Source organism: Paenarthrobacter sp. TAF1 (assembly GCF_052113825.1).
GTDB classification, from domain to species: Bacteria; Actinomycetota; Actinomycetes; order Actinomycetales; family Micrococcaceae; genus Arthrobacter; species Arthrobacter nicotinovorans.
On record NZ_JBFRDO010000005.1, the window covers coordinates 197341 to 212552 of the forward strand.

General features: G+C 64.3%; 9 protein-coding genes and 1 tRNA gene. 1 reads left to right on the forward strand and 9 read right to left on the reverse strand.

All coding sequences use genetic code 11. From position 1 onward, the window contains the following. Window positions 1-23 precede the first annotated feature (23 nt). From AB4Y81_RS09100 to AB4Y81_RS09140, 9 genes are all read right to left on the reverse strand, one after another. Window positions 24-1349: a SufS family cysteine desulfurase gene (locus tag AB4Y81_RS09100; protein WP_441995705.1), complete on the reverse strand. Its 1326-nt coding sequence runs from the start codon at window positions 1347-1349 to the stop codon at window positions 24-26. Window positions 1350-1428: 79 nt separating this feature from the next. Further along, window positions 1429-3939, reverse strand: a complete 2511-nt coding sequence (locus tag AB4Y81_RS09105) for an ATP-binding protein (protein WP_441995706.1) — start codon at window positions 3937-3939, stop codon at window positions 1429-1431. Between the two features lie 468 nt (window positions 3940-4407). Continuing rightward, entirely contained in the window at window positions 4408-7065 is a 2658-nt protein-coding gene (locus AB4Y81_RS09110) for an AAA family ATPase (protein ID WP_441995707.1), read from the reverse strand. Window positions 7066-7106: 41 nt separating this feature from the next. Beyond that, entirely contained in the window at window positions 7107-9839 is a 2733-nt protein-coding gene (locus tag AB4Y81_RS09115; protein ID WP_441995708.1) for a LuxR C-terminal-related transcriptional regulator, read from the reverse strand. Between the two features lie 142 nt (window positions 9840-9981). Further along, on the reverse strand, window positions 9982-10566 hold the full coding sequence (gene pth / locus AB4Y81_RS09120; protein WP_018777344.1) for an aminoacyl-tRNA hydrolase: 585 nt from the start codon (window positions 10564-10566) through the stop codon (window positions 9982-9984). Window positions 10567-10689: 123 nt separating this feature from the next. Continuing rightward, on the reverse strand, window positions 10690-11265 hold the full coding sequence (locus AB4Y81_RS09125) for a 50S ribosomal protein L25/general stress protein Ctc (RefSeq protein WP_018777343.1): 576 nt from the start codon (window positions 11263-11265) through the stop codon (window positions 10690-10692). Window positions 11266-11586: 321 nt separating this feature from the next. Further along, window positions 11587-12567 carry a ribose-phosphate diphosphokinase gene (locus AB4Y81_RS09130; RefSeq protein WP_011774071.1) on the reverse strand — a complete coding sequence of 327 codons (981 nt, stop codon included), beginning with the start codon at window positions 12565-12567 and terminating at the stop codon, window positions 11587-11589. Next, window positions 12564-14060 (reverse strand): bifunctional UDP-N-acetylglucosamine diphosphorylase/glucosamine-1-phosphate N-acetyltransferase GlmU, encoded by a 1497-nt coding sequence (glmU, locus tag AB4Y81_RS09135; protein WP_441995709.1) that lies wholly within the window; start codon window positions 14058-14060, stop codon window positions 12564-12566. Before glmU ends, AB4Y81_RS09130 begins: the two co-directional genes overlap by 4 nt. 123 nt (window positions 14061-14183) lie before the next feature. After that, window positions 14184-14255 (reverse strand) — tRNA-Gln (locus AB4Y81_RS09140). Window positions 14256-14531: 276 nt separating this feature from the next. Between AB4Y81_RS09140 and AB4Y81_RS09145 the strand changes: the two genes are divergently transcribed. Next, the gene (locus tag AB4Y81_RS09145) at window positions 14532-15131 is read left to right on the forward strand and encodes a TetR/AcrR family transcriptional regulator (protein WP_026267111.1); all 600 of its coding nucleotides are present in this window, start codon (window positions 14532-14534) and stop codon (window positions 15129-15131) included. Window positions 15132-15212: the final 81 nt, after the last annotated feature.

Below are 15212 nucleotides of genomic sequence, written 5' to 3' on the forward strand. Positions count from 1 at the left end.
GTTTCTTTGCAAAGTCAGTGTGATCAGGCCTGGAAGTAGGCCCGCACGCCCGAGACGGCGTCGAGGAAAGCATCGACGTCGTCCGTGGTGTTGTAGAGGTAGGTGCTGGCCCGGGTGGTGGCCGTTAGGCCGAGGCGCCGGTGGAGCGGCTGGGCGCAGTGATGGCCGACGCGAACAGCGATGCCGCGGTCGTCGAGGAACTGCCCGACGTCGTGGGCGTGGACACCGGCGACGTCGAAGGCTGCCAAACCGATCCGCTCAGCGCCGGACGCAGGACCAACGACGCGGATACCCTCGATGCTCTCGAGTCCCTTGACCAGGCGCTGGCCCAGGGTGGCCTCCCAGGCATGGATGCGGTCGATTCCCGTTTCGGAAAGGTAATTGACGGCTGTTGCCAACGCCACAGCCTGGGAGATGCGCTGCGTTCCGGCTTCGAACCGCTGCGGCGCGGGCAGGTATTCCGCACGTTCCATGGTGACTGTGGTGATCATGGAGCCACCCGTGAGGAAAGGCGGCAGCACGTCCAGGAGCTCCTGCTTTCCATACAGCACCCCGACTCCGGTGGGAGCCAGCATCTTGTGCCCGGAGAACACTGCGAAGTCGACGTCGAGCTTCTTCACGTCCACCGCCATGTGGGGAACCGACTGGCAAGCGTCCAGCACTACGAGCGCCCCGACACGGCGTGCCATGGCCACAAGATCGGCAACGGGATTGATGGTGCCCAGGACGTTCGAGGCGTGGGTGAAAGCAAGGAGCCGGGTCCGGTTCCCGATGATCTCTCCGGCGGCATCAAGGCGAAGCGCGCCGTCGTCGGTAATGGGGATGTGCTTGAGCGTGGCACCGGCGCGGAAGGCGAGTTCCTGCCAGGGAATGAGATTGGCGTGGTGTTCCATCTCCGTGACCACGATTTCGTCGCCGGGACCGATGGCCAGTTCCTTCAAGGCGGAGCTGCCGCGGCCCTGGGCTGCCCACAGCGCCGCGTTGGACAGGGCATAGCTGATGAGGTTCAGACCCTCGGTGGCGTTGGAGGTCCATACGGTTTCCTCGTAGCGGGCACCGATGAAGTCCGCCACGGTCTGGCGTGCGTCTTCAAAGGCTTCGGTCGCTTCGACAGCCAGGTGGTGGGCGCCACGGTGTACGGCAGCATTGCGTTGCTCGTAGAACTCCTGCTCGGCTTCGATGACGCTGAGCGGATTCTGCGAGGTGGCACCGGAATCAAGGTAGATCAGCGGTTTACCGTTGACCAGTTGGTCCAGCACCGGGAAGTCGTTCCGGATCCGCAACACCTCCGCGTTGTCCATGGCATGCATGGACTGTTGCAGTGAGGCTGGAGTTGATACGGCAGTCAAGGGGCGCTCCTTGGGAATCCTTCAGGGACTCCTCATTATCCCACGTGGGCCCGGATCGGGCGGTGTGCCGTACAGCACGTCAGTTCCCGGCCCTCCCCGGAACCCAACCCAGGGGTGGCACGGCCTCGCTCTCCGTGACACCGCGGAGCCGCTCAACGAGGACCGATACCCGCCGGGCCGCCGCAGTGCGGACCTTCGCCTGGTAACCGGCAGCCGCACGTGCGTAGCAAAGTGCTGCGTGGGCGAATTGCCGGTCTGCTGACAGTGAGCGGCCGGCCGCCTCCAGCGACTTGGGGTCGTCTTCCACCATGGCGGCCGCAAAAGTCCGCAACGCCGCACCACCGGTACCTTCGACGCCGGAAGCCGCGGCGGCCAGCCGCGGCAGGATGGCCGGATCCACGACGCCGGCACGGCCTGCGTTGAGCGCCAGGAGGGACAGCGCCTCAACCTCCAACAAGACACTTCCCGAGGATTGGGCTTCGTCCGCGAGCGCCATCAGGTGGGTGTAGGTACCGGACGAAACGTCCCTGGCCGCGGCACAGTAGAGGGCACTGATCCGGGACAGGAGATCGTCAGGCGACCCCCCAGCCAACCCTGTCTCGGCTCCCGAGGTGCTTAGTGCGGCCAGTTCCAGTGCCTCACCCGGGTTTCCGCTGAGCGCCTCGCAGTAGGCCATCATGGCCGCAGCCAAGGACCGCACCGGCGGCAGTCCGGCGTCGGACAGTTCTGCCAGTACCGCCTCAAGCGTGCCGCGCGCCGCCCCGGGGAATCCCTGGCCGAGCTGGGCGTAGGCCCGTGCTGTTTCTGAACATGCGGCCAGGTGGCTGGGCACCCCGTAGGCGGAGTACTCCAAGAGCGGGACCATGGCACTCCACCCCAGATTGTGCCGCAGGCAGATCACGTGCCGAAGTGCCGCGCCCGCACGGAACGTCGCCATGGACGGATCACCACCGACGACTTTCATTGCCTCAGTGGTCTTTTCCAGGGCCTCGGCGGCCGCACCGGACAGGAGCAAGCGTTCGGCCTCCCGCACCTTTCCTGCGATCCGCGCGGCGGGGTCGGCAACCGTGTCCCCTGCAGTCAGCCCGCCGTGCGCTGCGCCGAGCAGCTCCAGCGCCATGAGCCGCCCACCGGCGTCGGCCTTCACCTCCGCCGAGCTCGCCGCCGTGGCCAAGTGACGGAGGACAGGTGCGGCCTCAGCCAGTTGGCCTTCGGCAATCAATGCCCTCGCCCTGAGCATTCCTGCTTCGTCCCGGTGGCCCGGAGACTTCACAGCCGAGGCAGCCTGGAGGGCAAGTTCGGCGGTTACGGGCCGGTCGGCTGCCGGCGCCGCCGCCAGCAGGAGCTCATCCGGCAGGCCCAGCCCGCAGTCCAGGGTCCAGGTCATCCACCGCAACATGCTCGGTGCCGTCTCGAGCGTGAGCCCGGGGTCCTCGATCCGTTGATGAAGGGCAAGGCTCCGGGACCTCGGAACTGCAAGCCGGAGGCCCTCCCCCCGCAACCACGAGCCCATCCGGACCATCGGAGACCTGCCGGGCAACAGCCTGATCTGGCCTTCGGACAGTAGGTTCTCTACGGCTTTGTGACCGCAATGGCGCTCCAAAACCTCGACGGCGACCGGCTCGGCCAGCGCTGTCAGCTCCAGTGCCAGCCGCTCTTCAGGCAGCCGGGCAGCGTATTCCGCCTGGACGCGATCCACGACGCCAGGCCACTGGCAATGCGCCCGGGTGTTGATCGTCCAATACCCTTCCCTCTGCACCAGGAGCCCGGCGCGGCGTGCGTCCTCCACGGCGAGGCACAGGATGCCCACGTTGAAGCCGCTGATGACTGCCAGAAGGCTGCTGGCCCGGCGTTGGACCTTTCCGCCAAGGAGGGAAACACACAGGGCGTGCGCCTCCGTGAAGGTGAAAGGGGGAAGAAGGTACTGCTCCATGAAGCCGTCTTCCCAGAGCTGATAGAGATCCTGCGGCAGCGGGCTCCGGCTGTCAGCCGTGGCAACGAGTTTGGCACCGAATCCAGGAATGAGCTGGAGCAGCACACCCAGGGAGGCAGGATCCACGTAGTGGATGTCGTCCACCAGCAGCACCAGCTGGGGACGGGCCTGGTGGTTCCGGCGTTTGTTGCCTCGCCGCGCGACGGGAGGCGAATACAGGTAGCTGGCCGGTCCGAGTGTGCTGGTCAGGGCGCGCAGGACATGGAGCCCCGGGAGCAAGCCCTCGCCGGTCCCCTCGGTGCCGGTCCCCTCGGTGCCGGTCCCCTCGGTGCCGGTCCCCCCGGTGCTGGCCCCCAGGACACGCGCGGCGCCACCCAGGACGCCTGTTGAGGCACCCAGGACACCGTATTGGGTCGCCGTCAGGTCCAGGCTTCCGGCGAAGGTCCTGACATCCATGGTCCCGGGAAGTCCGGCTTTGAGGGAGAGCAACATGTGGCTCTTGCCCGAGCCCTTCTCCCCTGCCACCAGGATGCCGCTCTTGGAAGATGACCGTACGGCGGAAAAGACGAGTTCCAGCAATTGCGCCCTATCGGGCAGTGTCGGAGATCCCAGCCTGGCTGCGACGGTGTCTTCGTCCAGCCAAGGGTCCGGCAGCATGCACACTCCAATAGCAGCAGTCCCATGTCCGGGAAGTTTTGATGTCCGCGATTCGCGGGGTCCCTGGCTTAGAAGCCGGCGGCGGCTGGGGGGAGAGTCTCGGTCTCAGAAGACTCTGTCGCCGCCGGCTTCGTTCAGGGCCGGACCACCCTTCGGTGGCCGGGGCATCGGCTGAAGAGACCACCGATGCGGTTGATGCGACTTTCGGAATCCCGGTGATGCTTGGGGCTGAACCGTTCTTCCAAGATCAATACTGCCGGGGGCGCAAAAGCCAAACACCAGTAATCGGTACTCGATTACTGGGGGGCTTTTCAGGGCTGGATACTGTGTTGTACTCAGTACGGGGAAGGGGCACTACTTGGTTCCGACACGAAAAACCCGCGAATTACTCCATTGATTAGTTAAATAGGGCAGGATTCCGCGTCAGAGCGCTAAAGGGAGTTTTCGGGTACTCGATCGCGCTCCGCGTCAGTGACGGACAGCAGCGCCAAGATCTTCACGACGACGGATGCCCAGCTTCGCGTAGCTGCGGTACAAGTGGCCTTCCACGGTGCGAACCGAGACCATGAGTTTTTCGGCGATCTGGCGATCCGTGAGACCTGATACGGCCAGCGCCACAATGTCCTGCTCACGCCGGGTCAGGGGCACGGCGTGATCGGTCTCGGTGTTGGGGTCATGGACCACGGAGTCGCCCAGGCTGGCTTGGTTGACGTCCCGCATGACGGCGGCCTGCCGCGCTTCCGGACGCTTGCCTTCGGCGTCGAAGGTTGCCGCCGCCTTGTCGAACGCTGCTGCAGCAGGCCCCGGCATCCCGGCCGCGGACAGCAGGTTTCCTGCGTTCACGAAGGCCTGGCCGCCACCCTTCAATTGGGCTGCGGCGAGCGATTGCCATCCGGCCGCCCAGGCGCCCGTCATCAGGGATGCGGTCTCCTCGATGGACTCCACTGCAGCGACGTCCCCGAGTTCAGTCCTCAGGATGAGGTTCTGCAGGTGCAGGCCCGGCAACGTGTGCAAACGGCCGGTCTCCGGCAGGTCCCGCAGTTTTGGAAGTCCGGATCCTTTGCTGAGGAGTTCTTGGCCGGCCAGCGTGAACAGCCCGGCAAGCGCCTCAACGTAGTTGCTCCCCCTGCCAGGGACCTGTTCGCTTGCCAGCCGTTGTGCGAGCGCAGTGTTTCCGGTTTTGCCGGCCGCGTAGAACGCCAGGGCGTTCCCCAGGCTCCTGAGCAGTTGCGGGTCCTTCACCCGGAGGGCTTCGACTGCGGGGGTCAGGAGTTCCGTGGCCTGCTCCGTGCGTCCTTGCCGCAGCAGGGCCAACCCCTTGAGCGCCTGGATGTCTCCGCCGAAGGTGATGAGCCCCATGGCTGAGCTTGCCGCATACCGGTCCAGGGCAGCATCGGCTGCACCCCAGTCCCCCGATTCCAAGGCCGCCAACGCGTATCGGACCAGGACGAAGTCGCCGAAGTAGAGCAGGTTGTCGCTGTGTTCATCCACGAGGACCATGGCTTCGCGTCCGGCGTCGAAGGCTTGCTCGGGCTGGCCCTCAACGGTGAGGAGCTCGCATTTCATGGCCAGGAGGAAAATCCGGTTCATCACGCTGTCCGGCTCGTCGGTCCGGAGTCCTTCGGCAAACAGCTCCAGCCCCTCGCGAAGTTCACCGTAACGGCCTTCGTGGGCCAGTGCGGCCAGTTCCAGGGCCGAGGCATGCCTGTTGACCTGCGCGGCCATGGGGTCCGACGACGCTGACCCGTCCGTCAGGGATTTGGCGGCGTTGCGGGCGTCCGCTGCGATGCTGGACGCCGAATCGCCTTTGGCCGAGCGGGCGGCAGCCCACAACAAGCCTGCGCCCGTCGGTCCCAGCGGATCGGCGTCCAGGAACCCGTTTCCCTCCTCCAGCAGACGCACGGCACTGCTGTAATCGCCGTCGTTATAGCTGACCATGGCCATCACAGCGCGAGCCCGCGGCCGCAGCGCCTCTGAGCGGACTCTGCTGGCGGCGGCAACCGCCAAAGGATTCTGCAGGAGTTTGGCCGCAAGGAAAGCTGCCTGCAGCAGCTGTTCATCGGCGACGTCGGCACCACAGTCAAGCGCCCAGCTCACCATGCGGAGCAGCCCCTCAGCCGTGGCCGGTTCCACCGCAAGATGCTGCACCATCCGCTGGCGGATCTGGAGGCTGCGGGCAGGCGAAACGATCTGGCGCAGGGCCTCGCTGTACATCGGATGCCACATCTTCAATGGGCTGCCGGGGCCGTTCGTGGGGATCACGAGCCTGTTGTCCATCAAAGCCCGAACAGTGTCCCTGCCGACCTCCGCGTCCAGCAAAGCGGCAGGGACGGGCTCGGACAAGGCAATGACGAACATCGCCTCCCGTTCGGCCTCACTGGTTCGCAGCACCCTGTTCCGGACAACCTCGGCCAGGTTTTCGCCACTGCCCGAGGGTTCCTGTGTCAGGAGCCAGACGCCGTTTCGCCGCACCAGGTTCCCGTCCGCCCTGGTGTCATCCAGGAGGCAGCGCAACAGCAGCGGATTGCCCTCGGACAACCCATGCAGCACATCCACCGCGCTTGCCATGACCGTCCCGCCCAGGGTCTTCTCCACAAGTTCCGTGGCTGTTTCCTTGTCCAGGGGATGCAGCTCCAAGCGCTCGGCCAAACCGTCGTACCAAAGTTGGAGCAGTGCCGCCGGAAGGCCAGGCCTGGGCCTGCTGGTTGCAACCAGCCGGGCCCAGCCTGCAGTAACCAGTTCAGCCAGGATCTGCGTGCTGCCTTCGTCGAGCTCGTGGGCGTCGTCAACGATGAGCAGAAGGCGCGCACCTTCGCCGCCACGCCGCTTCTCGAACTGCGACCAGAATTCACGGAGGATGGCCACCGGCGATGTGGCCTGCTCTACCGGAAGGTCCAGCAAATAGGGCGCCAGGACACCATAGGGAACGGCGGACAGCGCAGGGCTGCCATGGACCCGCATCACCACCATTTCCGATGCCAGGCGGGCGGCTATCTCATCGGAAAGGGCGGTTTTACCGATGCCGGGATCTGCCACGACCAGAACGGCCCCGGCACCTTCCTGACGCAATATCTCCAGGGCCAGCTCCATTTCGGAGTCCCGGCCAACAAGGTGCTCAGCCTGCATGTGCAGCCCGTGCCGGAGTTGCGGATACTGCCCGTCCTACCTCACAGGAGCCCATTTAGCTCGCCCCGAGACGACACACCGAGCTTGGTGAATACCTGGTACAAATGGCCTTCTACTGTTCGCACAGACACCCCAATATCCATCGCGATTTCGCGGTTACTGACACCCTTTCCGGCGAGTTTAGCAATTTGGCGTTCCCGCTCGGTCAATACCGGCGCGTCGCTTCTTGGCTGGATGGGAAGAGCGGAGACGGAATGCTCCAGGCGTTCCAGCCTCAACTGGGCCGTCCGCGCTGTTGTCGTCTCGCCGGCATCGCGGGCGAAGTCCAATGCCATGGCCACGCACCGTGCTTCGACTACCAGCAAATCCAAGGAAGCGGCGGCGTCGGCGGCTGCCAACAGGGACCGTGAGCTCTTGCTCAACGAGCCACGGGCAAGGTCGCCGGAGATTTTCGCGAGCGGCCCTTGGCGGCGGCCGGCAATGTCCTCAAGCAGCCTGTACTCCTCATCGGAGCCTTCCACCGTGGCGCCGAAAAGGCAGATGCCCGCCGTCGTGTACCGCTGTTGCCCGATGTCGTCGTGGACCCTGGCAAGGAGCCTTTCCTTGACGTCGGAGTCGCCCATCCACCTGCCCGCCATCTCGGCGCAAAACTCCGCCACGGACTCGGAGAAGTACATCCCCATGCCCCGRCAGGTCCTGTACAGGTCCAGGTAGCGGCCTGCTTCGGCGGAATTGCCCAGTTGGGCGTAAGCGAACGCGGTGGCAGCGTAGGCCACCTTGTTCATGTTCATGGCGGGTCGGAGCTCGAGCTGGGCAACAGCGGAACGCAGCGGTTCGATCGCGCTGGCGGGCTTGCCGGCGTAGGCGTACGCCAAACCAACGCCCAGCTCAGTAAGTGCTCCGCGGTACTGGAGGCGGGACGGCCTTGACGGTGTGCGCCGCATCAGTTCGATGCATTTGCGCCACTGGCCGGACAGCAGGAGAACCAGGAAAGCGTGTTTGGCGAACGCCTCCTCCAGTTGGGCGGGCCTGTCCGTGTCCCCCAGATGCCGTGAAACACGTCGGGCGAGCTCCTGCGCTTCCAGCTCCCTTCCCAGAATGCACCGCGCTTCCATGAGGAAGAACGAGGACCTCAGCCAGTGCTCACGGTCCTCGCAGGGGTCCTTGGCCAGTTCCCGTTCCAGGTCCTCGATCATGGACGCGTACTCGCCCATGAACGTCTTGTACTCGTAGCTGCACAGCTGCAGACGGTTACGGGCCTTTGACAGTTCTTCTGCCGGATAATCGGCGGACTTCGCCTCGAGCGTTTCGAAGGCACCTGCGATGACACTCGGAACCATCCCGGACCGGCCGTCAATACAGGTCATGGCCTGGCATTGTGCTGCCGTGACCTCGGCGAACTCCAATGGGTCCAGCCCGGCGAGGTGGGACTCGGAGATTTCATCCAACGCCTGGGCAGCGTGCAGCGGCAGGTCCAGCATCAGGTAGGCAGCGGCTTTGAGCCGCTGGCCACGGACCCATTCACTGTCCTTGGGGTCCAGGGATGCGATGCACTGGATGGCGAAGTTGGGGTCGTAATCGTTCAACGCGGCGCGGCCTGCCGCAAGGGCCAACGCCGGGGAAGGCTGCGGTTCGTCCTCGCAGGCATGCATCCATGCGGCATAGCTCAACAGGTCCTGTGGAGCCAGTCCGCTGAGCTCCGGCTCTTTGGGGCCGTACAGCATCGTCTTGAGTTCCTTGGTGCGGCGCGTGCTCAGCCAGCTACGCACTACCTCGCCCACGTAGGGATCCCGCAAGGAGACCCAGTGTTCACCGTTCCTCTGGACGGTGAGCAGCCCGGATTCTTCCATCTCCACCAGGACCTGTGTCCCAAAGATGGCCGCAAGATCCACCAGAGTAGCGCGATGCGCGCAAGCCAGGACTTCGACGACCGTCCTGCTGGCCTGCGGTTCGCGCGCCAATCTGGAACGGACGAAGTCCTCCACCACCGTGGCTCCCTCCAGCGTGATCCGGTCACGGAGGGTCCACACGGAGTCGTTGAGAACCAGGTTGCCCCTGTGGCGCTGATCCTCCAGGAGCGCATGCAGCAGCATGGGGTTGCCGCCTACGGCCGCGTGCAGCGACCCCGCCAGGGTTGTTGATACGTAGTGGCCCAAAACCGAACCAAGCACCTGCTTTGCCTGTTCTTCGCTGAGCGTGTTCAAGTGAACCTCGCCCAGTTCACCGTCCAGGACCATGCGGTGGAAATCCGCTGGGAGATCGCTGGCCCGCTGCACCGTGGCCACCACTTTGGCCGTGCCCGTGGCCATGAGGTTCAACAGCACGCCGGTACTCATCGGATCCATGCCGCCCGCGTTGTCAACGATGAAGACCGTGTCACGTCCGGCGGCTTCGGTCCTGATCAGGTTGGTGACCGCGTGCAGGATGCCTGTCGGGGAACCCACGGCTTCCGAGGGCAAACGGGCCAGCAGGAAACCCAGGCATCCATAGGGGGTTTGGCCGTTCGCAACGGTATTGCGGAGCTGCAGGCTGTGGACCATGGGGCCGAGTGATGACACCACTGCCCTGGCCAGCCCCGATTTGCCGATCCCCCGTTCGCCGGTGAGGACCACTCCGAAGGTCAGGGGCGATTCAAGGTACTTGATGGCCTTGGACAGGTCGTGGCTGCGGGCCAGAAGCGACCAGGTCTGGCGATCGCTGGGTCCGCCCACAAGATCGGGAGCCGCAGCCCTCGCTGCGCCTCCACCGCTCCTGTTTAGCAACTCCGACGACATCCGCATCCTTAGCTAACACATTCGCGATAGTCCCCCACCGCTCATCTGCGTACCATGCACACTACCTTCGGGCGCCGACAGTTTGTAGGCCTTAAGGTCCTCCGGACCGTCAGTCTTTGATCAGGCTTTACTCAAGATTTGCTCAAGCTTTGGCCGGGTGGTGCTTCTGCTGGGCCGCCAACAGGCCCTGGCTGATAAGCAACTCCACAGCGTCAGCTGACTCGTCGAGGAGGAAGGGCAGCTCTTTCTTCTCCGCGGTGGCGAAATCCCGAAGCACGTAGTCGGCCGTATCCATCCGTCCAGGAGGCCTTCCGACGCCCACTCGAACACGCAGATAGTCCTTTGTAGCCAGGGCCTTCGAAATGTCCCGGAGACCGTTGTGGCCTCCCTCGCCTCCGCCAATTTTTAACTTGACTGTGTTAAAAGGGATGTCAATCTCATCATGGACAGCAATCACATGGTCCGGGGCGATGTCGAAGAACTTGCACAGCCCCGCCACAGGACCCCCGGAAACGTTCATGTAAGTCATCGGTTTGGCCAGCACCACGCGGGGACCGCCGATGCCCAGGCGTCCCTCCACTACCTGTGCGCGGGCCTTGTGGACCTTGAACTTTCCACCCATGCGGGAAGCCAGTTCGTCCAGCACCATCTGGCCAACATTGTGCCGGTTGTTGCTGTACTCACTGCCGGGGTTGCCGAGGCCGACGATCAGCCAGGTGTCAGTCATGGGTCTCATCCTAGGGAACGTAGTTGGGAGGAGCGGAGATGTGGAGGGCTGGAGCAAAGGAAAGTGGCCGGGACCCAAAGGGACCCGGCCACTGAACGGCGTCAGCCTCAAGCGGTCAAAAGACTACTCGGCAGCTGCTTCCGTGGTCTCTTCTTCTTCGGTGCTTGCCTCTTCAGCAACGCGGACCACCAGGGTGTCACCTTCGGTGAGGAGGGTGGAACCCTTCGGCAGTTCGAGGTCCGAAGCGTGGATGTTCTCGCCGGCCTTGCGGCCTTCGATGTTGACCTCGACGGCGGTGGGCACGTGGGTTGCCTCGGCTTCGAGGGAAACCGTGGTGGCTTCGAGGCTGGCAACAGCACCCGGAGCAACTTCACCGGAGACGTGGATGGCGATGTCGACGGTAACCTTCTCGCCGGCCTTCACGGTCTGGAGGTCAACGTGCTCGATGATCTGCTTTACGGGATCGCGCTGGATGTCCTTCACGAGCGTCAGGTGCTGCTCGCCGTCGACGTCGATTGCGAGGAGGGCGTTGGAAACGCGCACGGCCAGGGTGGTGGCGCGGCCCGGCAGGTTGATGTGGATCGGCTCTGCGCCGTGGCCGTAGATGACAGCCGGGATCTGGCCGGCCATGCGTGCACGGCGGGCGAAACCCTTGCCGAATTCGGTGCGCAGTTCTGCGGTGAGCTTCTGCTCAGACATGTGTACTCCTTGATTACTGTGGCGCCCGGAAGGATCCGGGCTGGTATTTCAGCAAGGGCGGAGGTCTGGAGACCTTCTACGCCCGGCTGAAGCCGGCCGCGGAGCAGCCGTTCTGCCTGTGTTGAAGGAGATGCAGACCCAGTCGATAACGGAGACCCGCAATCTGGTCCACGAACTGCGGACCGGATGTGCTCTCCCTCGCCAAGGTATCCCCAAGAGTTTAGCAGCGGAACGTCCGCTTTCTGAAAACGGGCATGAAAAAACGGGCCACCCACTCGCCCGGAGGCGGCGGATGGCCCGTTCAGTCAGCTGGCTTCAGGCCTAAGCTTTGCCGTCGAACAGGCTGGTGACCGAACCGTCGTCGAACACTTCACGGATGGCGCGTGCAATCAAGGGTGCGATCGACAGAACCGTGAGCGACGGGAATCGCTTCTCAGCCGGGATGGGCAGGGTGTTGGTGACCACAACTTCGCGGGCGCCGGAGTCGGCCAGCCGCTGCGCTGCGGGATCGGAGAAAACAGCGTGGGTGCAGGCGATGATGACATCCTTGGCGCCGGCATTCTTCAGCACCTGGACAGCGCCCGAGATGGTTCCACCAGTGTCGATCATGTCGTCGATCAGGACACAGGTGCGGCCCTCGACCTGGCCCACAACGGTCTTGGAGACAGCCTGGTTGGGCACCGTGAGATCGCGGCTCTTGTGAACGAACGCGAGCGGGGCGCCGCCCAGGCGTTCAGCCCACTGCTCGGCAACGCGGACACGTCCGGTGTCGGGGGAAACAACAGTGATGTTGTCGGCTTCAACCTTGGTCCGGATGTAATCAGCCAGCAGCGGGATGGCCATCAAGTGGTCAACGGGGCCATCGAAGAAGCCCTGGATCTGCGAGGTGTGCAGGTCCACGGACATGATGCGGTCCGCGCCGGCCGTCTTGTACAGGTCCGCGACGAGGCGGGCCGAGATCGGCTCGCGACCGCGGCCCTTCTTGTCCTGGCGGGAGTACGGGTAGAACGGCGAGACAACCGTGATCCTCTTGGCAGAGGCGCGCTTGAGGGAATCGATCATGATCAACTGCTCCATGAGCCAGTTGTTCAGCGGTGCCGGGTGCGCCTGGATGACGAAGGCATCGGTGCCTCGCACGCTCTCGGCCGAACGGACATAGATTTCACCGTTGGCGAAGTCGTAGGCGTCGATGGGCAGGAGCTCGGTCTCCAGCTCCTTCGCGATTTCCTGCGCCAGCTCCGGATGCGCCCTTCCGGCGGCGAGAATCAGTTTCTTCTCACCGTGTGCGGTAATTTCGCTCATGCCTGATTGCCTTCTTCTGTGGTTGCCGGGGATTGTGAGGGAATGGAGGAGGTCTTCTCTTGCGCGGCCTCGGCCAGCTTTGCGGAGCCGCTGCCGGGACGGTTCGCGATGACCCAGCCTTCAGCGTTGCGCTGGGCGGCCAGGCTGACGGCCAGGGCGCCTGCCGGCACGTCCTTGCGGATGACTGCCCCGGCACCGCTGTAGGCGCCGTCACCAACGGTGACAGGGGCGACGAAGACGGTGTTGGAACCGGTGCGGACGCCCGAGCCGATCACCGTGCGGTGCTTCTTCTCGCCGTCGTAGTTTGCGGTGATGTTGCCGCACCCGATGTTGGTATCCTCACCGATTTCGGCGTCGCCTGCGTAGCCCAGGTGGGAAAGCTTGGAACCGCGGCCGATGGTCACGTTCTTGGTTTCGTAGAACGCGCCGATCTTGCCGGTCTCGCCCAGCACGGTGCCCGGGCGGAGGTACGTGAAAGGTCCCACGCTTGCCTTGGCGCCGATCGTGGAACCGGAACCGTGCGTTCGGGTCACCTTGGCACCCTCCCCCACGTTCACATCGGTGAGCGTCGTGTCAGGACCCACGACGGCGTCGCGCGCCACGGTGGTGGAACCGTGCAGTTGCGTGTTGGGCAGCAAACGGACGTCTTCGTCGAGGGTGACAGTGGAGTCGATCCACGTGGTAGCGGGGTCCACCACGGTCACTCCGGCGCGCATCCAGGCTTCGATGATGCGGCGGTTGTGCTCGGCGCCGAGCGCCGAAAGCTGGATGCGGTCGTTGGCACCCTCCACCTGCCAACGGTCTTCGGTCACGACGGCGGCAACCCGGCCGCCGGCGTCGCGCGCCAAACCGAGGACATCGGTCAGGTACATCTCGCCTTGGGCGTTGTCAGTGGTCACCTTGGCCAAGGCGGTCCGGAGCACTGCAGCGTCGAAAGCGTAGATACCGGAGTTCACCTCGCGGATGCTGCGCTCAGCATCGCTGGCGTCCTTGTGTTCGCGGATGCCCGTAACGGTGCCGTCATCGGCGCGAAGAATGCGGCCGTAACCGGTGGCGTCATCCAGGACTGCAGTGAGAACGGTGACGGCGTTGGCTTCGGACTCGTGAGTGGTGACCAGTTCGGCCAGGAGCTCGCCGGTCAGGAGGGGAACATCGCCGTAAGTGACCACCACGGTGCCCGTGAGTTCGCCTTCGGTATCCAGGGCGTTCAGCGCGACTTCCACTGCACGGCCTGTGCCGGGAACCTCGTCCTGGTCAACAATGAGGGCCTCGGGGTCCAGTGCAGAGACGTGCTCGGCTACCCGGTCCCGCTCGTGCCGGACAACCAGAGCGAGCTTCAAAGGGTTAATGGCCCGGGCTGCGAGGAGGGCGTGGCCAACCATTGAGCGGCCGCCGATTTCGTGGAGGATCTTGGGAGTGCGCGACTTCATGCGCGTTCCGGCGCCTGCGGCCAAGACGATCACCGCTGCGGGACCGTTGGTTTCGGGGCTCACGTACTGGCTCTCCTTGCTCGGTATGTCCCGGGTAACCCGGCTTCGGAATGCTGCCATCCAACAATGGACCCAGGCACCGTTAGAGCCGTCGCAGGTACAGAGAAGGAGCGCGTTTTCCGACCGTTCCGCCCATAGGATTCGAACCTATACTCCACGGCTCCAAAGGCCGGGGTGCTGCCGTTACACCAGAGCGGACCGTGCATGGTTCATCCTTCGGACCAGCGGCCCGTAAGGTCTCCCGGCTCACCGGGTTCCACACACAAGAAACTAGTTTGCCATGACCTTTGCATGCTTCGCGACTTGACCCCTCGGCAAACGCTTCGCGACGCACCATTGCACGGTGCGTTCACCCGCACCACCGGCCATCTGGGGCATGATGGTCACGTGAGCAAGCGCACTGATCTTTCCCGGCCTGTGGGCACCTCTGCCCCGCTCGACCAAGCGTCCGAAGGCCAGCCAGTGCGCGTCAGGATGACGGGCCAACAGCGCAAGTCGCAGTTGATCGGCATCGGCCGTGCGCTGTTTGCCAGCCGGGGCCTGGACGGCACCACCATCGAGGAAATTGCCGCTTCTGCCGGTGTTTCCAAGCCCGTGATCTATGAACATTTTGGCTCCAAGGAAGGGCTGTACCGGCAAGTCGTCGAGACCGAGTTCCGGATCCTCCTGGACTCCATCACCGAGGCCCTCAGCACCGAAGCCAAGCCCCGCGTGCTGGTTGAGCGGGCCGCTTTGGCTCTCCTCGGTTACATCGAGGACCGCACGGACGGCTTCCGGATCCTGATGCGCGACGCCCCGCCGTCGCAGCCCGAGGGAGCTTTCTCCACTCTGCTATCGCATGTCACCGCACGGGTGGAGCACCTGCTCTCCGACGAGTTCGCCCGCCGTGGCTTCAGCGCAGCCGATGGAGCAATGTACGCCCAGATGCTGGTGGGGATGGTAGCGATGACCGGCCAGTGGTGGCTCGACAGCCGCGAGCCCGATAAACGCGCCGTTGCAGCCCACTTGGTGAACCTTGCCTGGAACGGGTTGACGGGGCTCCAGAAGGAACCCGGACTGCGCTCCGAGGACTGACCCTCCCTCACATCCCTCAAGCTTCACCCCACCCCTCCCTCACACCCCTCAAGCTTCACCCCAACCCTCCCTCACACCCCT